This is a genomic window from Variovorax sp. PBS-H4, assembly GCF_901827205.1.
Classification (GTDB): Bacteria; Pseudomonadota; Gammaproteobacteria; order Burkholderiales; family Burkholderiaceae_C; genus Variovorax.
Genome location: NZ_LR594675.1, coordinates 3,937,610 through 3,960,033, shown reverse-complemented (window position 1 = coordinate 3,960,033; position 22,424 = coordinate 3,937,610). Strand labels below are relative to the sequence as shown.

The 22,424-nt window shown below is 67.6% G+C and carries 23 protein-coding genes and 1 other RNA gene; 15 read left to right on the top strand and 9 right to left on the bottom strand.

All coding sequences use genetic code 11. The features are described 5' to 3' along the window. Positions 1–27: 27 nt before the first annotated feature. On the top strand, positions 28–570 hold the full coding sequence (locus E5CHR_RS18775) for a hypothetical protein (protein ID WP_162581238.1): 543 nt from the start codon (positions 28–30) through the stop codon (positions 568–570). Positions 571–586: 16 nt separating this feature from the next. On the opposite strand, the gene E5CHR_RS18770 is transcribed toward E5CHR_RS18775, so the two are convergent. From E5CHR_RS18770 to E5CHR_RS18760, 3 genes are all read right to left on the bottom strand, one after another. After that, positions 587–2,248, bottom strand: a complete 1,662-nt coding sequence (locus E5CHR_RS18770) for a site-specific integrase (protein WP_162581237.1) — start codon at positions 2,246–2,248, stop codon at positions 587–589. A gap of 115 nt (positions 2,249–2,363) precedes the next feature. Further along, an RNA gene (gene ffs / locus E5CHR_RS18765) (signal recognition particle sRNA small type) lies at positions 2,364–2,460 on the bottom strand. A 37-nt stretch (positions 2,461–2,497) separates the two neighbouring features. Beyond that, positions 2,498–3,616 (bottom strand): M12 family metallopeptidase, encoded by a 1,119-nt coding sequence (locus E5CHR_RS18760; RefSeq protein ID WP_162581236.1) that lies wholly within the window; start codon positions 3,614–3,616, stop codon positions 2,498–2,500. 123 nt (positions 3,617–3,739) lie between these two features. Here E5CHR_RS18760 and dnaX point away from each other — a divergent pair, with 123 nt between their 5' ends. From dnaX to E5CHR_RS18725, 7 genes are all read left to right on the top strand, one after another. Next, a complete protein-coding gene (gene dnaX, locus E5CHR_RS18755; protein WP_162581235.1) occupies positions 3,740–5,554 on the top strand; it encodes a DNA polymerase III subunit gamma/tau in 1,815 nt (604 codons plus the stop codon). Between the two features lie 41 nt (positions 5,555–5,595). Next, a complete protein-coding gene (locus E5CHR_RS18750; protein ID WP_012747441.1) occupies positions 5,596–5,928 on the top strand; it encodes a YbaB/EbfC family nucleoid-associated protein in 333 nt (110 codons plus the stop codon). 8 nt (positions 5,929–5,936) lie between these two features. Next, entirely contained in the window at positions 5,937–6,527 is a 591-nt protein-coding gene (gene recR, locus E5CHR_RS18745; RefSeq protein ID WP_162581234.1) for a recombination mediator RecR, read from the top strand. A 2-nt stretch (positions 6,528–6,529) separates the two neighbouring features. Continuing rightward, the gene (locus E5CHR_RS18740; RefSeq protein WP_162583793.1) at positions 6,530–6,925 is read left to right on the top strand and encodes an MAPEG family protein; all 396 of its coding nucleotides are present in this window, start codon (positions 6,530–6,532) and stop codon (positions 6,923–6,925) included. Positions 6,926–7,112: 187 nt separating this feature from the next. Continuing rightward, the gene (locus E5CHR_RS18735; protein WP_162581233.1) at positions 7,113–8,150 is read left to right on the top strand and encodes an ABC transporter substrate-binding protein; all 1,038 of its coding nucleotides are present in this window, start codon (positions 7,113–7,115) and stop codon (positions 8,148–8,150) included. A 47-nt stretch (positions 8,151–8,197) separates the two neighbouring features. Continuing rightward, complete coding sequence (locus E5CHR_RS18730; protein ID WP_162581232.1) at positions 8,198–9,103, top strand: ABC transporter ATP-binding protein; 906 nt, start codon at positions 8,198–8,200, stop codon at positions 9,101–9,103. Beyond that, the gene (locus E5CHR_RS18725) at positions 9,103–9,936 is read left to right on the top strand and encodes an ABC transporter permease (RefSeq protein WP_162581231.1); all 834 of its coding nucleotides are present in this window, start codon (positions 9,103–9,105) and stop codon (positions 9,934–9,936) included. The genes E5CHR_RS18730 and E5CHR_RS18725 overlap by 1 nt, the downstream gene beginning before the upstream one ends. Before the next feature lie 26 nt (positions 9,937–9,962). On the opposite strand, the gene E5CHR_RS18720 is transcribed toward E5CHR_RS18725, so the two are convergent. Both E5CHR_RS18720 and gloB read right to left on the bottom strand, forming a co-directional pair. Continuing rightward, entirely contained in the window at positions 9,963–11,558 is a 1,596-nt protein-coding gene (locus tag E5CHR_RS18720; RefSeq protein ID WP_162581230.1) for a transglycosylase SLT domain-containing protein, read from the bottom strand. Further along, a complete protein-coding gene (gloB, locus tag E5CHR_RS18715) occupies positions 11,555–12,352 on the bottom strand; it encodes a hydroxyacylglutathione hydrolase (RefSeq protein WP_162581229.1) in 798 nt (265 codons plus the stop codon). The genes E5CHR_RS18720 and gloB overlap by 4 nt, the downstream gene beginning before the upstream one ends. Between gloB and E5CHR_RS18710 the strand changes: the two genes are divergently transcribed. Beyond that, positions 12,351–13,157 carry a class I SAM-dependent methyltransferase gene (locus E5CHR_RS18710; protein WP_443083083.1) on the top strand — a complete coding sequence of 269 codons (807 nt, stop codon included), beginning with the start codon at positions 12,351–12,353 and terminating at the stop codon, positions 13,155–13,157. The two genes, gloB and E5CHR_RS18710, sit on opposite strands and share 2 nt — an antisense overlap. Continuing rightward, positions 13,154–13,603 (top strand): ribonuclease HI, encoded by a 450-nt coding sequence (gene rnhA, locus E5CHR_RS18705; RefSeq protein ID WP_162581228.1) that lies wholly within the window; start codon positions 13,154–13,156, stop codon positions 13,601–13,603. The genes E5CHR_RS18710 and rnhA overlap by 4 nt, the downstream gene beginning before the upstream one ends. Positions 13,604–13,620: 17 nt before the next feature. Here rnhA and E5CHR_RS18700 read toward each other — a convergent pair whose 3' ends face one another. The 4 genes from E5CHR_RS18700 to moaA are packed head-to-tail and all read right to left on the bottom strand — an operon-like array spanning position 13,621 to position 17,276. After that, positions 13,621–14,124: a Crp/Fnr family transcriptional regulator gene (locus tag E5CHR_RS18700; RefSeq protein WP_162581227.1), complete on the bottom strand. Its 504-nt coding sequence runs from the start codon at positions 14,122–14,124 to the stop codon at positions 13,621–13,623. A gap of 40 nt (positions 14,125–14,164) precedes the next feature. After that, positions 14,165–15,478, bottom strand: a complete 1,314-nt coding sequence (gene moeA / locus E5CHR_RS18695) for a molybdopterin molybdotransferase MoeA (RefSeq protein ID WP_162581226.1) — start codon at positions 15,476–15,478, stop codon at positions 14,165–14,167. 12 nt (positions 15,479–15,490) lie between these two features. Beyond that, on the bottom strand, positions 15,491–16,141 hold the full coding sequence (mobA, locus tag E5CHR_RS18690; protein ID WP_162581225.1) for a molybdenum cofactor guanylyltransferase MobA: 651 nt from the start codon (positions 16,139–16,141) through the stop codon (positions 15,491–15,493). A gap of 10 nt (positions 16,142–16,151) precedes the next feature. Beyond that, on the bottom strand, positions 16,152–17,276 hold the full coding sequence (gene moaA / locus E5CHR_RS18685; RefSeq protein WP_162581224.1) for a GTP 3',8-cyclase MoaA: 1,125 nt from the start codon (positions 17,274–17,276) through the stop codon (positions 16,152–16,154). Positions 17,277–17,550: 274 nt separating this feature from the next. On the opposite strand from moaA, the gene E5CHR_RS18680 reads away from it, so the two are divergent. The 5 genes from E5CHR_RS18680 to E5CHR_RS18660 are packed head-to-tail and all read left to right on the top strand — an operon-like array spanning position 17,551 to position 22,339. Further along, a complete protein-coding gene (locus E5CHR_RS18680; protein WP_162581223.1) occupies positions 17,551–18,264 on the top strand; it encodes an ABC transporter ATP-binding protein in 714 nt (237 codons plus the stop codon). A gap of 34 nt (positions 18,265–18,298) precedes the next feature. Further along, the gene (locus E5CHR_RS18675; RefSeq protein ID WP_162581222.1) at positions 18,299–19,300 is read left to right on the top strand and encodes a PQQ-dependent catabolism-associated beta-propeller protein; all 1,002 of its coding nucleotides are present in this window, start codon (positions 18,299–18,301) and stop codon (positions 19,298–19,300) included. Next, positions 19,297–20,475, top strand: a complete 1,179-nt coding sequence (locus tag E5CHR_RS18670; protein WP_232062113.1) for a branched-chain amino acid ABC transporter substrate-binding protein — start codon at positions 19,297–19,299, stop codon at positions 20,473–20,475. Before E5CHR_RS18675 ends, E5CHR_RS18670 begins: the two co-directional genes overlap by 4 nt. Continuing rightward, a complete protein-coding gene (locus E5CHR_RS18665) occupies positions 20,457–21,338 on the top strand; it encodes an ABC transporter permease (RefSeq protein ID WP_162581221.1) in 882 nt (293 codons plus the stop codon). Before E5CHR_RS18670 ends, E5CHR_RS18665 begins: the two co-directional genes overlap by 19 nt. Continuing rightward, complete coding sequence (locus tag E5CHR_RS18660) at positions 21,335–22,339, top strand: tripartite tricarboxylate transporter substrate binding protein (protein ID WP_162581220.1); 1,005 nt, start codon at positions 21,335–21,337, stop codon at positions 22,337–22,339. The genes E5CHR_RS18665 and E5CHR_RS18660 overlap by 4 nt, the downstream gene beginning before the upstream one ends. Positions 22,340–22,424 lie beyond the last annotated feature (85 nt).

Below are 22,424 nucleotides of genomic sequence, written 5' to 3'. Positions count from 1 at the left end.
GTGTGGGGTCCGGCTAGGATCGGCGGTATGGAAGTCGCTGCATTTGTTCTCTCAACGTTGGCATTGGCCGGGCTGATAGTCGTCGGGCTCTTGTCGCGAACGTTCCTGCCTGCGTACATGACTGAGAAGGGCAAGAACCTCGCGTCCAAGGAAGACCTTGCCCATTTGACCCACACGGTAGAGCGGATAAAGGCGCAGCAGACGGCCGAGATTGAGCGACTGAAAGCTGACTTGCAAGCGGAGGGAAGCGCCACCGAGCGGCGACGGAAGGTTTACGAGGAGATGTGCGGTGCTCTACGAGTCTTTGTCGCGGGCCACGGCAATTCTCCAGAGGCAAAGGACCGCTTTCACGCTGCGTATGCGGCGGCATGGCTTTGGGCGTCAGACAGCACGCTCACGGCGTTGCACCACTTCATGAAACTGCAAGCGGAGCATGCTGCCAGCCCCGGCACTGTCGGGCAGGAACTGCTCAAAGCCGCATATGCTGAAGCCGTTCTGGCCATGCGCAAGGATGCGGGTTTTTCTGTTACCAACATCGGCGCTTCAGACTACCAGTTCGTGCAGTTCTAGCGCCTCCTGCGATTCCTCACGGCGCCACCACGGGCAACCTGAGGGCAGGGTACTGGATCGCCTCCACGGCCTCCTGAACCTCCTTCAGCGTCCAATGATCGTAAACCACCGTGCCGATGCTTCCCTTGATCTTGTGGCCCGTCACCTTGTCTTGGGTGGCCTCGCTGAATCCCGCACGTCGCATAGGTGCGCGTACCGTGTGGCGGAAGCAATGAAAGTCCGGCCGCGTGCCAGTGAGGCCCAAAGCGTTGCGGTGGTCCTTGAACCAGCGCCCGAAGAGGTCGCTTGGTTTCCCTTCACGCAGCGGCAGGGAAGGCCAGAGGGAGTCGCTGCGGGTCTTCCTGATCGCTTCGACGTACGTGAGAAACCCTAGCCTGATGAGTTCGCTGTGAATCGGGACGCTCCGGTGGCCGGCATCGCTCTTGATGCTCTGACCTTCGCCCTCGTTCGTCAGCACCAGGACATCAATCCCCTCAACCTTCTGCACGTCAGCGGTCTTCAGTTGGCACAGTTCGCCAAGGCGGGTCCCCGTAAAGAGCCCCAGGAGGGGAATCCAGTAGGCCGCCTCCCGGCCACCATAGCGGGCATCGGGAAGGGCATACGCGGTGTGCAGCGGCGCGGCAAACAGTGCTTTCAGTTCCTCGGTGGTCCAGGGCCGGCGCTTGTTCGTGGTCGGCGCCTTGATGTCCAAGCCTCGCCAAGGTTGCTTCGGGAGCCACTCAAGGGTTTCATGCGCGTACTTCAGAAGCGACTTGATCGCGGTGAGGCGGTCTCGCGCCGTCTTCGGCGTGGTGCAGTTCTCGCGGAGCCATGTCCGGTACGTGTCGCCGACCTCCCTTGTGATGGCGGCCAGGGCGAGCCCCTTCTGCTGTCCCTCGAACTGCTTGAGGGCACGTTCGTAGGCCCCGATGGAGTCGGCCGAGCGGGGTGAGTCCCCGGAGGTCTTCCATTTGTCGAACACGTCGCGCAAAGTGCGGGGCTTGGCCGGCTTCAGCGCCTTTGGCGCGGTGAGGACCATCGGCGTATCGATGACCTCCCCGGTATCTCTGAGGGTCACCTCCTTGTGCGCCGTGCGGTAAGCCTTCAGGCAGGCGAGGAGGGCGCCGCGAGCACCCGGAGTCTTCACATCGAACGAGACCCCGAGCTTTGCCGCCTCGGCCTGCACGAGGGGAAGCACCGCGGCGAGGTTTTGTCCAGCAAGCGACACCGCAGCCTTGCCATCGCGAAATGCGTTCAGGTCGGCAAGTGCCTCACGTTCCTCCTCTGTGGCACCGCTCAGGTCATCAATACGGGAATCGATGATGCCCGCGTCGGGGATGCTCAACTGCGACCTCACCCGGTGCACGCGGGCGATGTCCGCGAGCAATGAAAGATCAGCGCGGATGTTGTCATCACGGCCCAGGACGACTGCCCGGGTGCGCTCGGCCAGCAGCGCGGCCATGTCGGGGGTTATCGCGTCAACCGGGGAAGGGTTGAGTTCGCTTCTCTTGGCCTCGAAGGCAGCCAGCCATTCAGCCCGCTTCACGGTGCCCAGTAGGGTGGCCGCTCGGCGGTCGCTGGTGCCAAGCGCGATGTTCATCGCCCGCTTGCCGTAAGCCGCGCGGAGGTCGGGCGGGACAACGATGTTGAGATACCACCGCGAGCCTCGCTGATTGAGCCCCGTGAGGGTGCTTGCCATGTCTTTCTCCAAGGTCATGGCTGTGCGAGGTTCTACAGTTAGGTTCTACAGTCCGGGGCTCGTAACCCCTTGTCAGCGCGTAAGTTCTTGAAAACTCACGGCTTTTCGGTATGAGGTTGACGAGCCTTACCCCCGGCACTGACTACGCAGTTAGGGCTGCTTGGTTCCCCACCTGACCCGGTTGGCCACTTCACCATGCGGGGAGGCCCGTCAGACGCGATTGTAGGCGAGGGCTCGAGGCCCTTCGCCTCACCAGGCCATCAGCGAGGTTTCGAGGACTGCGTCGGCGTAGTAGAGGCGCACGCCGACCACGTAGTGGCGGCTCTTCTGCAGCCTCACGCTCACCCGCGCGTTGAGGTCGGTGCCACTGTCGTCGCTGCCGGCGATCTGCACGTTGCCGGCAGGCGTGACCTCGAACAGCACCAGCACCGTGTCGGACGTGCCGAATGTGCCGATGTTGTAGGTCCGCGTGCGCGGGGGCACGAACTCGAAATTGCGGGTCTCGCCGACCTTGATCTTGAGCAACTGCGACAGCCCGACCTTGAGTGTGCCGGGCGCCGGCGCGCGGACGCCGGGATACGACTCCACCACCCAGGCCTTGTCAGCGTAAGAGAGTCCGCCCTTGGGCACCAGCCCTTCGCGGTATTGCGCGGGCGCGTCGATGAGTCCGGGCTCCAAGTGGTACTCCATGACCGAGTCCGGGTCCCAGGTCGTGCCCTTGACTTCCGAGGCCGGGATCTTGCGCAGGATGTTCCACTCGATCTGCGGCTCCTGCCAATGGTTGGGTGGGCCGGAGAAGTAGTCGATGACCGCCTGTCGATTCCAGGTGATGCCGGCATGGGGGTTCTGGTGCTCGTGCTCGAGGCCCAGCGTGTGACCGATTTCGTGAAGGGCGGTGTCGCGGCCGTAGTCGGTGTTGAGCGGCCAGCCGAAATTCATCGTCCGCTGCAGCGGGTCGCGCACGGTGAGCACATCGCGGCCCACATGCGACCAGGAGCCGTCCTGCGGATCGAATCCGATGCGAACGATCGCATCCTCGGGCGCCTCGACGCGGCGAAAGCCGATGCCGATGCCCAGCTTGGCCCAAGCCTCGAAGGCCTCCTCGACCACGGCCGCGTCGGTGCTGTTGCCTTGCCAGGCAGCCGGCACGCCGTCGCCACGCTTGTAGCAGTAGTAGTTGAGCTGCGTGCCGTTCACCCACTTCTTGCTGGCGGCCAGGATCGCGGAGGCGCGACCGGCGGAGACGCCGGTATCGAACTGCCGAGGCGCCTGCACGGGCTGCACGCAGTAGCGGCGCGCGCCGGCCGGCTGGATCTTGGTTTTGCCGGCAGCGGATGGGCGGGCGCTTCGGGGGTGCGCAGTGGGCATGGGGGTCTCCTCGGACGCCATGCCATGCTAGAAGCGAAATGGTGAAAATCTATAAGTAAAAAGGCCTATATCTCGTCGGAGGAGATCGAAGGGGGCGCCGTGGGCGCGACCTAAAATGCGCCGATGGCCTATCTCGTTCTCGCTCGCAAACACCGCCCCAGGACCTTCAGCGAGATGGTGGGCCAGGAGCATGTGGTGCAGGCGCTCGAGAACGCGCTGACCTCCCAGCGGCTGCACCATGCCTACCTCTTCACCGGAACCCGCGGCGTCGGCAAGACCACCGTTTCTCGCATCCTGGCCAAGTCGCTCAACTGTCAGGGGCCGGACGGGCAGGGCGGCATCACTGCCGCGCCTTGCGGTGCCTGCCAGGCCTGCAGGGACATCGATTCAGGGCGCTTCGTCGACTACACCGAACTGGACGCGGCCTCGAACCGCGGCGTGGACGAGGTCCAGGCCCTGCTCGAGCAGGCGGCCTACAAACCGGTGCAGGGGCGCTTCAAGGTCTTCATGATCGACGAGGTGCACATGCTCACCGGCCACGCCTTCAACGCGATGTTGAAGACGCTGGAGGAACCGCCGGAATACCTCAAGTTCGTCCTGGCGACCACCGATCCGCAGAAGGTGCCCGTCACCGTTCTGTCTCGCTGCCTGCAATTCAACCTGCGCCCGATGGCACCCGAGACGGTGCTCGAGCATCTCACCCGTGTGCTGCAGACCGAGACCGTGCCGGCCGAGCCGCATGCGCTGCGGCTGATCGCGCGCGCGGCCCGGGGCTCGATGCGCGATGCGCTGTCGCTGACCGACCAGGCCATCGCGTTCGGCAACGGCGAGCTGACGGAGGACGGCGTGCGCCGGATGCTGGGCAGCGTCGACCGCGGCCACGTGTTCCGGTTGATCGAGGCACTGGCGCAGGGTGACGGCAAGACAGTGGTCGAGACCGCCGAGGGGCTGCGCCGCGACGGTCTGTCGGCCGCCTCCACGCTCGAGGAAATGACGACGGTGCTCCAGGCCATGGCCGTGCTGCAGGCCGTGCCCTCGCGCGCCGAGCCAGGCGATGCGAGCGACCCCGATGCAGCGGAGACCGCGCGCCTCGCGGCCGCGATGCCGGCCGACGAGACGCAACTGCTCTACAGCCTTTGCCTGCATGGCCGAGGCGAGCTGGGCCTGGCGCCCGACGAGTACGCCGCGCTGACCATGGTGCTTCTGCGCCTGCTGGCCTTCAAGCCTGCGGCCGTGGCCGGCGCGGAAAAAAAAACTCTGAATGAAGCCCCTGCGGCGTTGCCGGAGCGCGTCCAAGCGCCTCGGCCCGCTTCATTGGCGGCACCACCAGTCGCCGCGGCCCAGGCAGCGCCCGCCGCATCTGTCGCAACGCGCGCCGCGCCGCCGCCCGGCCATCGCTTGCCGGTGCGGGAAGAGGGCCACCCGGCGGCCACCCAGCCCCCGCTCGAAGCGGCTCCGTCGACGGCCCAGGTGCTGGCGATGCAGGTGCGCGTGCAGCCGCCGCCTGGCGCGCGCGACCTTGCCCGCGAGAGTGCTCCGGCGCTCATCGAACCGAGCGAGGAGGGCGACTTCTGGTATGCGACCGTCACTCAGCTGGTGGCGGCCGAGGCGATCACCGCGCTGGCCCGCGAACTTGCGCTGCAATCGCAGCTGGTGGCGCGGGACGTCGACCAGTGGCTGCTGCGCGTGGAGCGCGAGTCGCTGAACCAGGCGGGCAGCCGTGACAAACTGCAGGTGGCGCTGGCAACGCTGGGGCATGGCGTGAAGCTCGCCATCGAAATCGGCGTCGTGGCCGACAGCCCGGCGCGCCGCAACAAGCAGGCGGCGGACGCGCGCCAGCGCGAGGCCGAGGAAGCGATCCGCAACGACCCCGAAGTGCAGTCCATGATGCGCGACTGGGACGCGAGGATCGTGCCGGGTACGCTGCGGCCTGCCTGATCCATTTATTTTTTATCCATCCAACGACGACAGGACCAACGATGTTCAACAAAGGACAACTTGCCGGCCTCATGAAGCAGGCGCAGGCAATGCAGGACAACCTCAAGAAGGCGCAGGAAGAACTGGCCACCATCGAGGTCGAAGGCGAGTCGGGCGCCGGCCTGGTGAAGGTCGTGATGACGTGCAAGCACGACGTGAAGCGCATCACCATCGACCCCAGTCTGCTGGCCGACGACAAGGACATGCTGGAAGACCTGGTGGCCGCAGCGTTCAACGCCGCGGTGCGCAAGGCCGAGGAGACCAGCGAGCAGAAGATGGGCAAGCTGACGGCGGGCATGCCGGGCCTGCCGCCCGGCATGAAGCTGCCTTTCTAAGCGCCCGCATGGCGGATTCGAGCGCGCTCGATGCACTCATCGAGGCCTTGCGACGCCTGCCCGGCGTCGGCGTCAAGTCGGCCTCGCGCATGGCTTTCCACCTGCTGCAGCATGACCGCGAGGCCATGCAGCGGATGGCGCGCTCCCTGCAGGAGGCGGCTGCGCAGGTGCGGCATTGCGAGCGCTGCAACACGTTCACCGAGGCGCCGGTATGCAGCGTCTGCCTCGACGCACGACGTGACGGCACCAAGCTGTGCGTGGTCGAGACACCGGCGGACCAGGCAGCGCTGGAGCGCACCGGTGCGTTCCGCGGCTATTACTTCGTGTTGATGGGCAAGCTGAGCCCGCTCGACGGCATCGGCCCCAAGGACATCGGCCTCTCGAAGCTGTTCGATTGCGCGCTCGACGGCACGGTGAGCGAGGTGATCCTCGCGACCAACTTCACCGCCGAAGGCGAGGCCACCGCGCACGTGATCGGCGAGGCACTGCGTCAGCGCGGCCTCACGGTGACGCGGCTCGCGCGCGGCGTGCCGGCGGGCAGCGAGCTCGAGTACGTGGACCTCGGCACCATCGCGCACGCGCTGGTCGACCGTCGATGACCATGCACCTGCCCGCATTGACGCTGGCGTACTGGTGCGTGCTCGCCGCGGCGCTGCTGCCTTACGTCGCGGCCTACATCGCGAAAGCGGGCAGCTTCAGGGGGCGCGACAACCAGGCGCCGCGCGAATGGATGACACGCCAGGCCGGCTGGCGCGCGCGAGCGCTGGCCGCACAGAACAACATCTTCGAGGGCCTCGCCTTCTTCGTCGGCGCGGTGGTCATCGCGCATCAGCTCGGCGCGGTGCAGGCGCGACTCGACATGCTGGCCGCTGCTTACGTGCTGCTGCGCATCGTCTACATCGCGTTCTACATTCTGGGCTTGGGCACCGCGCGCAGCGCGGCATGGGCGCTCGCATTCGCGCTCAACGTCGCAATCCTCTTCATCGCCGGCCGTTAGCCGGTGAACGTCGCAGCCGCAGGCCGCCTTGTCCGCAGGCTTCTGGCACGAGGCTATGGAGCCGGTGGCAAAGTGGTCTTCATGCTTACGTGAAAACCCGCACGGGATGTTCCCGATGCAGGCAGATGGGGCGCGCCTCTAAGCTCGATTCAAACAACGAACCCCGAGAGCCCAAGGGCCATCACGCATGCTCCACCGCCGAAGCTTTACTGTCGCCGCGACCCTGGGTGCCGCATCCATTGCCGTGCCGCTGTGGGTACGTGCGCAAGCAAAGATCGAGAAGCCGAAGATTTCCATCGCGGTCGGCGGCAAGGCGGCTTTCTACTACCTGCCGCTGACCATCTCCGAGCAGTTGGGCTACTTCAAGGCCGAGGGTCTCGATGTCGAGATCTCCGATTTCGCCGGCGGCGCGCGCGCGTTGCAGGCGGTCGTGGGCGGCTCGGCCGACATCTGCTCGGGCGCCTACGAACACACCATCAACCTGCAGTCGAAGAACCAGGTCTTCCAGTCCTTCGTGCTGCAGGGCCGCGCGCCGCAGATCGCCATCGGCGTGTCTACCAAGAACATGGCGGGGTACAAGGGCATCGGCGATCTCAAGGGCAGGAAGATCGGCGTTTCGGCGCCGGGCTCATCCACCAACATGGTGGCCAACCTGGTGCTATCCCGCGGCGGACTCAAGGCGAGCGACGTGAGCTTCATCGGCGTCGGGGTGGCGGCCGGCGCGCTGACGGCACTGCGCTCGGGCCAGATCGACGCCATCAGCAACACCGACCCGGTGATGACGATGCTCGAGCAGAAGGGCGACGTGAAGATCATCAGCGACACGCGCACCCTGAAGGGCACGCAGGAGGTGTTCGGCGGACCGATGCCGGCGGCGTGCCTCTACGCGCCTTCCGAGTTCATCCAGAAGAATCCCAACACTTGCCAGGCGCTGGCCAACGCGATCGTGCATGGCCTCAAGTGGCTGCAGACCGCAGGACCGGGCGACATCATCAAGACGGTGCCCGAGACCTACCTGCTGGGCGACCGCGCTCTCTACCTGGCCTCCTTTGACAAGGTGCGCGAGGCCATCGCGACCGACGGCATCGTCCCTGCCGAGGGCCCCAAGACCGCGCTGGCCGCGATCGCCAGCTTCGACCCGTCGGTGAAGGCGGACAAGATCGACCTGGCCAAGACCTACACCAACGATTTCGCGCGACGCGCGAAGGACCGCTTCAAAGCCTGAGTTGCCGCTTTCGCGACCCGGCTGCGGCCGGGTCTTTTTTTCCTGCCATGTCCGCTGACTCCGACCACGCGCTCGAACTGCTCGACATCAGCTGCACCTTCCGCTCGAAGGACGAGCGCGGCAAACGGTATACCGCGGTGGCCGGCACGTCGCTGCGCGTGCGCGCGGGCGAGTTCGTCTCGGTGGTCGGGCCCACCGGGTGCGGCAAGTCGACGCTGCTCAATGTCGGCGCCGGCCTTCTCGAGCCGTCCTCGGGAGCGGTAAAGGTCTTCGGAGAGAACCTTTCGGGCATCAACACGCGCGCGGGCTACATGTTCCAGACCGAGGCATTGATGCCCTGGCGAAGTGCGCTGGGCAACGTGATGCTGGGCCTGCAGTACCGGGGCATGCCGGACGCGGAGGCGAGGGCGCTCGCCGAACAGTGGTTGGCGCGCGTAGGGCTGACGGGCTTCGGCGACCGCTATCCGCACGAGCTCTCGGGCGGCATGCGCAAGCGCGCCGCGTTGGCCCAGGTGCTCGCACTGGATCCGGACATCATCCTGATGGACGAACCCTTCAGCGCACTCGACGTGCAGACGCGGCAGCTGATGGAGAACGAGGTGCTGGAGCTGTGGGCAGCCCAGAGCACCGGGCGCCGGGCCGCCCCAAGGCCGGTGCTCACCCCCTCGGGGGGTGGGCGCGAAGCGCCCGGGGGCCAACACGGACGAAAAGCGGTGCTCTTCATCACCCATGACCTCGACGAGGCGATCGCGATGAGCGACCGCGTGGTGGTGCTCTCGGCCGGCCCCGCAACCCATCCGATCGGCGAGTTCGTCATCGACCTCGCGCGCCCGCGCGACGTGGCCGAGGTGCGCACGCATCCGCGTTTCGTCGAGCTGCACACGCAGATCTGGGGCGTGCTGCGCGACGAGGTGCTCAAGGGCTATGCGCAGCAATTGAAGAAGGCCGCCTGATGAGGCTGCGGCCGAACGAAGCGAACGCGCGCGCTTGGCAGCTTGCGCTGCTGGTCGTGTTGCTGGTGCTGTGGCATCTGGTGTCGCGCGATACGCAGGCCGCCTTCTTCCTCGGCGAACCGGTCAAGGTGGCGGGACGCATCTGGAGCTGGTTCCTGCCGATCGAGATCGCACCCAACGCGCTCTTTCCGGACGGCCTTTCCGGCCGCGCCGACATCTACCTGCATCTCGGCGTGACGCTGCTCGAGACCGTACTGGCCTTCGGCATCGGCACCCTGCTGGGCCTGGCCTGCGGGCTGTGGCTCGCGCTTGCGCCCACTGCGAGCATGATTCTCGACCCCTACATCAAGGCCGCGAACTCGATGCCTCGCGTGATCCTGGCACCCATCTTCGCGCTGTGGTTCGGGCTCGGGATCTGGAGCAAGGTGGCCCTGGCGGTCACGCTGGTGTTCTTCATCGTGTTCTTCAATGTCTACCAGGGCGTGCGCGAGGTCAGCCCGGTGGTGCTGGCCAACGCGCGCATGCTCGGTGCCAGCCGGCGGCAGCTGCTGCGCACGGTCTACCTGCCGAGCGCGACCAGCTGGGTCTTCTCCAGCCTGCACACGTCCGTGGGACTGGCGTTCGTCGGCGCCGTGGTGGGCGAATATCTGGGCTCTGCGCGCGGCGTGGGCTACCTGATCCTGCAGGCCGAGGGCACCTTCGACGTGAACACGGTGTTCGCCGGGATCGTGGTGCTCACTGCCTTCGCGCTGGTGCTCGATGGCCTGGTAGGCCTCATCGAGCGGCGGCTCATGAAATGGCAGCCGAAGAGCGGGGAAACCGAGAAGCTCTGAGCGCCTCGGAGTGCCCGCGCCCCAGGCTAGCGCTTCTTCTTGGAGGGCGTGCCGCCACGCTTCTCGCGCACGATCTTGCTCGAGGCGCCTGACCGGGCTGCCGGCGTGTTCCTGGCCGCGCTGGTCTTGACGATGCCTCCGCCGCGCTTGCTGGTCACCACCACCTCGCCGTTGTTCCGGTGCGCGGCGACGCCCCGGCCGACGCGCTCGCCGGCGGCGGCCCGCACCGGCAGGTAGACCACCACCGAGCCGCCGCGCTGAAAGACATGGCTGGCGTTGACGTCGTTCCATTCGGCGACGCTGGCCGGCGCGAGCTTGTAGCGGCGGGCGATGCTCGCCACGCTGTCGCGCCGCCCGGCCTTGACGGTGGTGCGGCGGGTCACGATCTCGGGCTGGAAGCTCAGGTGGCCGGTGTCGGCCACCGTGGCCTGCACGTCCTCCTGCACGCGCGCGCCGCGCGGCACGATCAGCGTCGAGCCGGCCTTGATCAGCATGCGCGGGGGCACGTTGTTGATGGCGCGCAGGTCGGCTTCGCTCATGCCCGAGCGCTGGGCGGCGTCGGAGACGGTCATCGTGGAGGGCACGGTCCACGCGGTCCAGCTCGCGTACTGGCCTTGGGTGTAGGCCTCGAAGTTGCGCTGGAACAGGGCAGCGTTGTCCCACGGCAGGAGGATCTCGGGCGTGCCGGCGGCCAGCAGCACCGGCTTGTGGGCCGAAGGATTGAGGGCGCGGAAATCCTCGATCTTCACGTCTGCCAGCTTGGCGGCAAGCGCGACATCGAGATCGCGCTTGAGTGTCACGGTCTGGAAGTAGGGGTGGTTCGCGATGACGGGCAGGTCGGCGTTGAAGCGCTCGGGGTTGGCGACGATGTTCTTCACCGCCTGCAGCTTGGGCACGTAGTACCGGGTCTCGGCCGGCATGTTGAGGTCGGTGTAGCCCGTGGGCAGGCCGGCCCGCTGGTTTTTGGCGATGGCGCGGCTCACGCTGCCCTCGCCCCAGTTGTAGGCGGCCAGCGCGAGGTGCCAGTCGCCGAACATGCCATAGAGCTTTTGCAGGTAGTCGAGCGCCGCGCGGGTCGACGCGATGACGTCGCGGCGGTCATCGCGGAAGATGTTCTGCTTGAGGTCGAAGTCGGTGCCGGTCGCGGGCATGAACTGCCACATGCCGGCGGCCTTGGCGCTGGAGACGGCCTGCGGATTGAACGCGCTCTCGATGTAGGGCAGCAGCGCCAGCTCGGTGGGCATGTCGCGGCGCTCGAGCTCCTCGACGATGTGGAAGATGTAGCGGCTCGAGCGCTCGGTCATGCGCTGCATGTAGTCGGGCCGGCTCGCATACCACTGCTCGCGGTCGCGCACCAGCTCGTTGTCGAGGTCGGGCATCTTGAATCCGCGGCGGATGCGGTCCCACATGTCGGTCGGCGGGGCGAGCGTGACGACCGAGCGTGACCGGGTGGTGCCCGACGTGATGGGGGTCAGCGCCCCGCCGGGATAGACCGGGGCTGCAGCGGGGCCGGAGGAAGCGCTGTCGGGGGTGGTAGAGGAAGAGGAACCCGTGCCCGTTGTGCTCGCGCAGCCCGCGAGCAGCAGCGAGCCGGCAAGGCAGGCGGCAAGGATGAATTTCATCGAAAGTCGTTTTTCCATTGGCGCAGTGCGGCGAACACCTCGTCCTCGCCGCTGTGCGGGGAGAGGCGGGCATGCGCGCGGACTGCTTGCAGGACAGCGGCTTCGCGGCTGCGAAGAAAGGGGTTGATCTGGCGTTCGGTGGCCAACTGCGATGGCAGCGTCGGCTCGCCGCGCGCACGCAGTGCCTCGCACTGCGCCGTGTACTGAGTCAGCGCGGCGTTGCCGGGTTCCACGGCGTTTGCGAAGCGAAGGTTAGCAAGTGTGTATTCGTGGGCGCAGCACACGCGGGTCTCGCCGGGCAGCGCGGCCAGCGCGTCGAGCGACGCCAGCATCTGCGCCGGCGTACCCTCGAAGAGCCGCCCGCAGCCGCCCGAGAACAGCGTATCGCCGCAGAAGACGAGCGGCGCCGGTGCGCCCGCCGCTGTGTTCGCGGCACTGGCCGGCAGGAAGTACGCGATGTGGCCGGCCGTGTGGCCCGGCACTTCGATCACTTCGAAGCGAAGGCCCAGGACCTCGGCATGCTCGCCCTGGGCGAGGCGCGTCAGCGGCTCGGGAACCGTTTCACGCGCAGGGCCGAAGACCTTTGCGCCAGTGGCGTCCCGCAAGGCCGCGACACCGCCGGTGTGATCGGCATGATGGTGCGTGACTAGAATCGCGGCCAACTGCAGATTGCCGCGAGCGAGCGCATCGAAGACCGGCGCGGCATCTCCCGGGTCGACCACGATCGCGTCGCGCCCATCCTGCAGCATCCAGATGTAGTTGTCGGAGAAGGCGGGCAGTGGAACGAGCTTCATGAGCGATCAAATTATAGGTTTGCACGAGTGGTTGCAGACCCCTCCCGGCCGCTACCTGCTGGCGTGGGAGCAGTCGCGCTTCGACCAGGCCGTGGCGGACGTCTTCGGCTACCACGCGCTGCAGCTTGGCGTGGCCGAGGTCGATGGGCTGCGCACCAATCGCATGCCTCATCGCTGGCTGGCCCTGGACAACCCTGCGGCCGCCGCAAGAAGTGCGGCGCTGTTCACCGACTTCACGGCGCTGCCGTTCTCTGCCAACAGCCTCGATCTCGTGGTCCTGCCGCATGCGCTGGAGCTCAGCCACGATCCGCACGGCACGCTGCGCGAGGTCGAGCGCGTCCTGGTGCCTGAGGGGCGCGTCGTGATCTGCGGGCTCAATCCGATGAGCCTGTGGGGCATGCGCCAATGGCGTGCGCACCTCTATCGCCGGCTGGGGTTCGGCGAGCTGTTCCTGCCCGACTCCGGTGACTTCATCGGCTACAGGCGCATGCGCGACTGGCTGCGCCTCCTGAGCTTCGAGGTCGAGTCGGGCGACTTCGGAATCTACCGGCCCGCCGTGCGCAGCGAGGCATGGCTCGACCGCTGCCGCTGGTTCGACACTTTGGGCGAGCGCTGGTGGCCGATCTTCGGCGCCGTGTACTTCCTGGTCGCCGTCAAGCGCGTGCGCGGCATGCGCCTGCTGTCTGCCGACTGGCGGCGCGCGGCACAGCGTGCGAGCGCGCCGGTTCCGATCGCCGGCAAGGTGCACCGGGGCCATCACCATCCACATCACCGATCACGGCAACGACAAGGAAACGGTTCTTGACCGAAGTGCAGATCTACACCGACGGGGCCTGCAAGGGCAACCCGGGCCCCGGGGGCTGGGGCGCCTGGCTCAAGTCGGGGACGACCGAGAAGGAGCTTTTCGGCGGCGAGCTCAACACCACCAACAATCGCATGGAGCTCAAGGCGGTGATCGAGGGCTTGCGCGCGCTCAAGCGGCCCTGCAAGGTGATCCTCTACCTGGACAGCCAGTACGTGCGCATGGGCATCACCGAGTGGATCCGGGGCTGGAAGGCCAAGGGGTGGATCACCTCGGCCAAGCAGCCAGTCAAGAATGCGGAGCTGTGGAGGGAACTGGACAAGCTGGTGACCGAAGGCGGCCACCAGATCGAATGGCGCTGGGTGCGGGGCCATTCGGGCGACGCAGGCAACGAACGCGCCGACATGCTGGCCAACAAGGGCGTGGAGCGGGCGCTGGGGCGGCTCTGACCTCTCCTCGGCAGTCGCTAGAGTTCTGCCGGCCGCGTGACGAGCTGCTCCGGCGCCTCCAGCACCTCGCCCATGCGTGCGCGGAACAGCAGTTCGTCGGTGTGGCGCAGGCGGCGGCTGATCTCGCGGCCGATGTTCATCTGGATCAGCGCGAACTGCACGGCGTCGCGCTCGAACAGGCGCAGCAAATTGTCGGAGGTGATCCGGATGGCGCTGCAGTCTTCGTCGGCGCGTATCGAAGCACTGCGCGGGAACAGGTCCAACAGCGCCATCTCGCCGAAGCAGTCACCGGGCCCCAGCCGGCGAAGCAGCAGGCGCTGGTCCTCCCAGCTCTTCGACACCGTCACGCGTCCGCGTTCGAGCACGTACATGCCGTCGGCCAGGTCGCCCTCGTGGCAGAAGTAGTCGCCGCCGGCGATCTCGATCACCGGCGCGGGCTCGAGCAGGAACTCGATGGTCCCGGCGTCGATGGCGCCGAAGATCGGCATCTGCTGCATCAACTCGATTCTGGCTGCGAGCATGCGCGTCTCCTGCGCGGGTGCGACGGTGATTCCCGGATCCCTAGATCACGCCTTCGAACATCATCACGTCGACCTGGTCGCCCGCTGCCACGCTGCCCTGTGCGTGGTGCAGCACGACCAGGCCGTTGGCCTCGACCATCGAACTGAGCACGCCGGAGCCCTGGTTGCCGGCGATGCGCACCTCGGGCAGCGATCCCGGCACCTGCTCGACGCGGCCGCGCTGGTATTCGGTCCGGCCGGGCTTCTTGCGGATCGCATCGACGCTCCTGGCGCGCAGCAGGGGCGGGGGCGCGCAGCCCTGTTCGTGGCAGCCCATCATGCGCAGCAGGGCTGGCCGCACGAAGGCGAGGAAGGTGACCATCACCGCCACCGGATTGCCAGGCAGGCCGAACAACACGGCCGTGCTGCCGGCCTCGCGCGGCCTGGGAACGAGGCCCACTGCCATCGGGCGGCCGGGGCGCATCGCCACGCGCCAGAAGGCCATGTCGCCCTGCTGCTGCATTACGGCGCGGGTGTGGTCGGCCTCGCCGACGCTGACGCCACCGCTGGTGATGATCGCGTCGGCCTCGGCCGCCGCGCGGCGCAACGTGTCGGCCAGCGCCGCGGGGTCGTCGCGCACCAAGCCCAGGTCGATCACGTCGCAGCCCAGGCGGGTGAGCAGGCCGAACACGGTGTAGCGGTTGCTGTCGTAGACCGCGCCTTCGCGCGGCAGCTCGCCCAGGCTGAGGATCTCGTCGCCGGTGGAAAAGTAGGCCACGCGCAGGCGGCGCAGCACCGGCACCATCGGCAACCCGAGGCTCGCCACCATGCCCAGCGCGCCGGGCGAGAGGCGTTCGCCGCGCAGCAACGCGGGCCGGCCCTGCTGCAGGTCCTCGCCGGCCAGTCGGCGGTTGTCTCCGCGCCGCAGGGCCTTGGCAGGATAGCGCACCTGTTCGCCTTCGACGAAGCAGAACTCCTGCGGGACCACGGTGTCGAGCCCGGCGGGCATCACGGCGCCGGTCATGATCTTGACGGCGTCACCCGGCGCCAGCGTGCCTCGCCACGCCGCGCCGGCCAGCGCGGTGCCCACCACGCGCAGGCTCAACGAGGCGTCGCTGGCGGGGTCGGCCGGCAGCAGGGCGCCGTCGAAGGCAAAGCCGTCCATGGCCGAGTTGTCGTGCGGCGGCACGCTCACGGGCGAGATGATGTCCTCGGCCAGCACGCGGCCGAGCGCGTCGCGCAGCGCGATGTGCTCGGTATGCGTGACGACCGCCGAGCGCGCGAGCCGCGCGAGGAAGCCCTGCACCGCGTCGACGCCAAGCGCCTTCGGGTCGTAGCCGGCCAGTTCGGCGGCGATTTCTGCAATACGGCTCATAGGGACGGCAGCTCAGCGTCGCTGGCCTTCGAGCGCGTGCAACTCGGCCAGCGTGTTGGCGTTGAAGAAGGCGCCTGGCGCATCGCCAGGCCGGTCGAAAGGCACCAGCGCCGTGCGGTGCTGGGCGGTCCAGCGGTCGATCTTTCGGCCGCCCTCCTGCGTGAAGCGCACCAGGCTTTCGAGCAAGGTGGTGCGCAGCAGGCAGAACACCGGCTGGGGCCGCAGGGCCGAGGCGCCGTCGGCTTCGGCCGCGGCTTCGGGGGCGTTGACCATGGCGATCTCGGCGTCGTGCGCCAGCAGCGCCTCGCCGAGGCGGGCCGCCAGGTCCAGCGGGAACAGCGGGGTGTCGCAGGGCACGGTGAGCAGGTACGGCGTCTCGCAGCGCTCCAGCCCGGTCAGGAAGCCGGCCAGCGGCCCCGCATAGTCCGCGAGGCCGTCGGGCCAGACCGGCGCTCCGAACGATTCGTAGGCCGCAATGTTGCGGTTGGCATTGATCATCAGCTCGCCGACCTGCGACTGCAGCCGCATCAGCGCGTGCAGTGCAAGCGGAATGCCGTTGAAATTCTGCAGGCCCTTGTCGATGCCGCCCATGCGCGATCCGCGGCCGCCGGCGAGGACCAGGCCCGTGATCTCGCCTGCAGCGATGGTGGCGGGAGGGCTCATCGTGCGGTGCTCATCCGCCGATGTAGCTCATCTCGACACGGCGCGCGCCACTGGCCGCTTCCGTGTCGGGGCCGCGCAGCGCACGCAGCTCGGAGTAGCGGTCGGAACGGCCCTGCCAGATGTGGCCGATGGCAGAGGTGATGCGCGCATCGTCGGCATCGCCGCGCAGCAGCGGCCGCAGGTCGTGGCCGCTGGTGGCGAACAGGCAAAGGTAGAGCTTGCCCTCCGTGGACAGGCGTGCGCGGGTGCACTCATGGCAAAAGGCCTGCGTCACGCTGCTGATCACGCCGATTTCGCCGCCGCCGTCGCGGTAGGCCCAGCGCTCGGCGGTCTCGCCCGCGGCCGTGGCCTCGAGCGGCACCAGGGGGAACGCTTCGGCAATGCGCTGCAGCACCTCGGCCGAGGGCAGCACCTCGTCCATGCGCCAGCCGTTGGTGGCGCCCACGTCCATGTACTCGATGAAGCGCAGCACGACGCCGGTGCCGCGAAAGCGCCGCGCCATCGGCAGGATCTCCTGCTCGTTGGTGCCCCGCTTGACCACCATGTTGACCTTGATCGGGCCGAGCCCGGCGGCGTGCGCCGCATCGATTCCGGCGAGCACCTGGGCCACCGGGAAATCCACGTCGTTCATGCGGCGGAACACGGTGTCGTCCAGGCCGTCGAGGCTCACGGTGACCCGTTGCAGTCCGGCGGCCTTGAGCGCAGCGGCCTTGCGGGCGAGAAGGGAGCCGTTGGTGGTCAACGTGAGGTCCAGGGGCTTGCCTTCGGGCGTGCGGATGGCCGCCAGCTGTTCGACGAGCAGTTCCAGGTTCTTGCGCAGCAGCGGCTCGCCGCCGGTCAGCCGGATCTTGCGCACGCCGTGCGTGGCGAAGATGCGCGCCAGCCGGGTGATTTCCTCGAAGCTCAGCAGCGCGCTGTGCGGCAAGTACTGATAGTCCTTGTCGAACACTTCCTTGGGCATGCAGTAGCTGCAGCGGAAATTGCAGCGATCGGTCACGCTGATACGCAGGTCGGTGAGCGGGCGCGAGAGCCGATCGAGCAGGATGCCGCTCGCAGCCACCGCGTGCTCCGGCAGCGCCGCGCCGCGTTGGGTTCGGCCGATCTGCGAGACGGGGACGATGTGCTTGCTGCTCATGGCAAAAGGCAATTTACCTTATCGCGGGCCTCGGCGCCCTTCCGGCCGGAATAGCGGCTTGCCGAAAGCGGGCATCGAAGCGAGCGTCCGTCACGTGGCCAGCGATGAAACCGGCACCTGCAGCGGCTTGCCTCGGCGTCGTCGTCATCCGATGTAGGACGAATTCCTGTGAGCGATTGCAACGCTTCGAGCCAGAGAATTTGCGGATTAATGTGAACGCCACATGCTCTCGACCCCATGGGCTCCGACAGCCCCACTTGCACCTTCGGCCATCATGCTGCGAACCGTCGGCCTGACCAAGCGCTACGGCACGCGTACGGCCCTGCAGTCCTTGTCCTTGCGCGTGCCCGCAGGGCAGTTCGTGGCGCTGCTGGGCCCCAACGGCGCCGGCAAGTCGACGTTGTTCCAGGTGCTTACCGGCATGTTCGCGCCCGACGAAGGGGAGGTCGAAGTGGCGGGCCATTCGCTGCGGCATGCGGCGACCGCGGCGCTCAGGCACATCGGCGTCGTGTTCCAGCAGATGTCGCTCGACCTCGACCTGAGCATCCGGCGAAACCTGCTGTTCCAGGCCGACCTTCAGGGCCTCCCTCGGCGGCTGGCGCAGGAGCGCATCGCCTTTGCCTGCGAGCGCTTGGACGTCGATGCCGACCTGGACCGGAAGGTGCGCGAGCTGTCGGGTGGGAACCGGCGCAAGGTCGAGCTCGCGCGCGCGGGTCTGCATCGGCCATCCGTTCTGCTGATGGACGAAGCCACCGTCGGGCTGGACCCCAAATCGCGCCACGATTTGCTGGCCGCCTTGCGCGCGGACGTGCGCGAGCGCGCGGTGTGCGTGCTGTGGGCGACGCACCGGGTCGACGAGGCCGAGCAGGCGGATCGCGTGCTCGTGCTGCACCAAGGGGCGCTGCTGGCCGACGGCACGCCGGCGGAGGTCAGCCGCGACCTTGGCGGCGCCACCCTGGAGGATGGTTTCATCGCGCGTACCCGTTGATTCCGAAATCGAAGGGCAAGACGTAGAGACTTACATGAACCTGAAAAAGCATCTGTGCTCGGCCTCCGGCGGTCTGCTTCGGGTGGCCATCGGGACGGCGGTCCTGGCCGCGGCGAGCCAGGCCGCGTGGGCACAAGGCGTTGCCTATGTCTCCAGCGAAAAGGACAGCGCGCTGACGGTGATCGACCTCGCCACGCTCGCCGTCAAAGGCACGATCCCGACCTGCAAGCGTGCACGCCATGTCCAGCTGACGCCCGAGCGGCAGCTGATGGTCGCCTGCAGTGACTCCAACGAGGCCGACGTGATCGATCCTGCCAGCGGCAAATCGGTGCGGCGCATCCCGCTGGGCGACGAGCCCGAAGCCTTCGACATATCGCCGGACGGCAAGGTCATCTATGTCTCGAACGAAGACGCTGGCGAGGCCAGCTTCATCGACGCGGCCAGCGGCCGGAAGCTGCGCTCGGTGAAGGTGGGCGCAGAACCCGAAGGCGTCAAGGTAAGCGCCGACGGCAAGACGCTGTATGTGGCCTCGGAGGTGGCGAGCCTGGTGCACGTGATCGACACAGCGAGCCGCAACATCACGAAGAACATCCGTGTCGGCAAGCGGCCGCGGCGCATGGCGATCACGCCCGACGGCAAGGAGCTGTGGGTCACCAACGAACTGGGCGCCAGCGTCAGCGTCATCTCGACTGCGACGCATGAGGTTGTCGACACCGTCAAGTTCGAGCTGAAGGGTGCTCGCGCCGAGGACATCACGCCGGTCGGCATCCAGATCACCCGGGACGGCCGCCGTGCCTTCGTCGGACTGGGGCGCGCGAACCACGTCGCCTTCGTCGACGTCAGGAGCCGAAAGGTCGGCTCGCTGGTGCTGGTCGGCAAGCGTGCCTGGAACGTCGCGCTGGACAAGGCGGAGGCGCGCCTGTTCGTGGTCAACGGGCTCAGCGACGATGTGACCGTGGTCGACGTGGCCGGCGCCCGGGCCGTCAAGAGCATTCCGGTCGGACGCGTGCCCTATGGACTCGTGATCGTCGAATGAGGAAGCGCACACCGTTTTGCCTGCTTGCGCTCCCGGGGCTGGCGGCCGTGCTCGCCGTGGGCGGGCCTGTGGACGCTGCAGTGCTCAAGGCCACCCTGATCGCGCCTGCGGATGACCCGCGCATGGAGCGCACGCGCCTCGAGCGCGCGTACCTCGGGCATCCGGGCGGCCCGGCCGCGGAGGGGCTCCAGCTGGCTGTGGAAGAGGCTCGGTTCGAACTGGAGGCCGCCGGCGCCGAAGTGGCACTGGCCAGCGTGCCTGCCGCGTCGGGCGATGCGGCGCGCGCTGCAGCAGTGGCGGCCGAGAAGAACGGCGCGTCGGTGATCGTGACCGACCTGCCCGCGGAATGGACGCTGGCGGTTGCCGATGCGGTGAAGCTGCCGGTGCTGAATGTGGGCGACGCATCGGACCGCTTGCGCGAGCAGGACTGCCGGGCGCGCCTCTTCCATCTGATTCCGAGCGAACGCATGCGCAGCGATGCGCTTGCCCAGACGCTGGTTTCCCACAAATGGAGCAAAGTGCTCCTGCTGATGGGCGCAAGCGCGCCGGATGCCGTGCGCGCCGCGACCGCGCAGGCGTCGATCAAACGCTACGGGCTGCAGCTCGTGGGCAGCAAGCCCTTCAAGCTGTCGGCCGACCCGCGCGAGCGCGACCTCGCCAACCCCCTGCTGCTGACGGCCGGCAGCACCTACGACGCGGTGTGGGTTGTCGACAGCGATGGCGAATTCGCCCGTGCGCTGCCCTATCGCACCGTGCTGTCGCGCCCGGTCGTGGGCGACGGCGGCCTGGTGGCGCTGGCCTGGCACGTCCAGTTCGAGCGCTACGGTGCGCCGCAGGTGTCACGGCGTTTCGCCAAAGCGGCGAAGCGGCCGATGACTGCGCACGATTGGGCGGCGTGGATGGCAGGCAAGACACTGACGGCCGCGGCCGTCGCCGCGCCTGCCGGCCCGAGCGCAGCTTGGGCGCAAGTCATTGCCAAGAGCGCCATCGACGGCTCCAAGGGCACGGCCCTGAGCTTCCGCGCGTGGGACGGCCAGCTGCGCCAGCCCATGCTGCTGACCGACGGCCAGGGCGTGGTCTCGCAGGCGCCGGCCGAAGGCGTGCTGCACCCACGCGACGTGCTCGACACGCTGGGTGCCGATTCATTGGAGAAGCGATGTCCGAACGCGCGCTGAAGAACCATTCGCAGGGCGCGGGTGCCGAGCCGGTCGCGCGCCGCGGCCTGCGCCATGCGCTGCAGGCGATGCGCGCGATCGTGCTGCGCGAGCTGTACAAGTTCTCGCAGCAGACCGGGCGCCTGGTGTCGGCCCTGGTACGCCCGCTGCTGTGGCTGGCCGTGTTCGCTGCGGGCTTTCGCAACGTGTTCGGCGTGGCGATCGTCGAGCCGTATGACACCTACATTCCGTATGACGTCTACATCGTGCCGGGGCTCGTCGGCATGGTGCTGCTGTTCAACGGGATGCAGTCGTCGCTCGCGATGGTGTACGACCGCGAGATGGGGCTCATGCGCCTGCTGCTCACCGCACCGCTGCCGCGGCCGTGGCTGCTGTTCTCCAAGCTGTGCGCGACTGCGCTGCTGTCGGTGCTGCAGGCGCTCGCGTTCGTGGTGGTGGCTGCACTGATCGGCACCGAAGTGCCACTGCTGTCGCTGGCGGGGTTGCACGCGCTGGCGGCGCTCGCGGCCGGCGCGCTCATGCTGGGAGCGCTGGGGCTGCTGCTGTCGGTGCACATCAAGCAGCTGGAGAACTTCGCCGGCACGATGAACTTCGTGATCTTTCCGATGTTCTTTCTTTCGACGGCGCTTTATCCGCTGTGGAAGTTGCAGGAGTCAGGCGCGGAATGGGTCTACCAGGCGGCCCGCTTCAATCCGTTCACGTACGCCGTGGAGTGGGTTCGCTTCGCGGCCTATGGCAAGGATCCGGGGGTGGCGCCTTATGTCGTGCTCGGCTGCCTGGTGGCATTCTTCGGACTGGCTTGCTGGGGCTATGACCCGCAGCGGGGGTTCGGGGGATTGACGAAGCGGAGAGTGGGCCCATGAGACCTATGGGCTCGATCTTTCGCTCCGACCGACGCCGCTGGCTGCACCAGGCCGCCGCACTGGCGCTCGGAACGCTGCCGCTGTCCCAATCAACGGCTTCCTCCGATGGCTTTCCTTCGCGCCCTGTCACCCTGTGGGTCCCGTGGCCCGCAGGCGGCGCAACGGACATCTCGCTTCGCCTGCTCGCCGAACTGGCCTCGGTCTCGCTCGGCCAGCCGGTACTCACCGAAAACCGCGGCGGGGCAGGCGGCACACTCGCCATGCCCGTCCTGCAGCAGGCGCGGCCCGACGGCTACACCATCGCCCAGATGCCGCAGACGGTCTTTCGGGTGCCGCACACGCAGAAGGTGCTGTGGGACCCGATCCGCGACGTGACGCCGATCCTCCAAGTGTCCAGCGTCACCTTCGGCGTGCTGGTGGCCGCCGCAAGTCCCATGCGTTCGCTCGACGATCTTTTCGCGTTCGCACGCGCGCATCCCGGCGAACTGACGATTGCCACCAATGGCGTCGGCACCACGCCGCACATGGTGCTGGAGGAGCTGTTCACGGCTCGTCGGCTGCGCTACATCCATGTGCCGTACAAGGGCACGGCCGAACAGTTGAACGCGATCGCCGGCGGGCAGGTCATGGCCGGCGTCAATTCCACCGGGTTCGGGCCAGCAGTGGATTCGGGCACGCTCCGGCTGCTGGTGACCTTCGGCGCCGAGCGCTCCCGGCGCTGGCCCACGGTGCCGGTGCTGCGCGAGCTGGGCTTCGACATCGTGGCCACGTCGCCCTTCGGCCTGGCGGGGCCGCGCGGGCTGCGGCGAGGGGTCGTCGCCGTGTTGCACGATGCCTTCAAGACGGCCCTGTTCGACCAGCGGTTCAAGGACGAGCTGGCGAAGTACGACCAGGAGGTCGACTACCTCGGGCCGGAGGCCTACGCGCAGTCGTGCCGCAAGATCTTCGCCCAGGAACGCGCCATGGTAGAGCGGCTGGGACTTGCCCATATCGGGAGCTGAACGGTCGCTGCCGCAGGGCAAGAAGATGCGGCTCGCCCGGAGCTTGGATCCTTGAACGACCAGCGGCGTCGCCGCACCGTCCAGC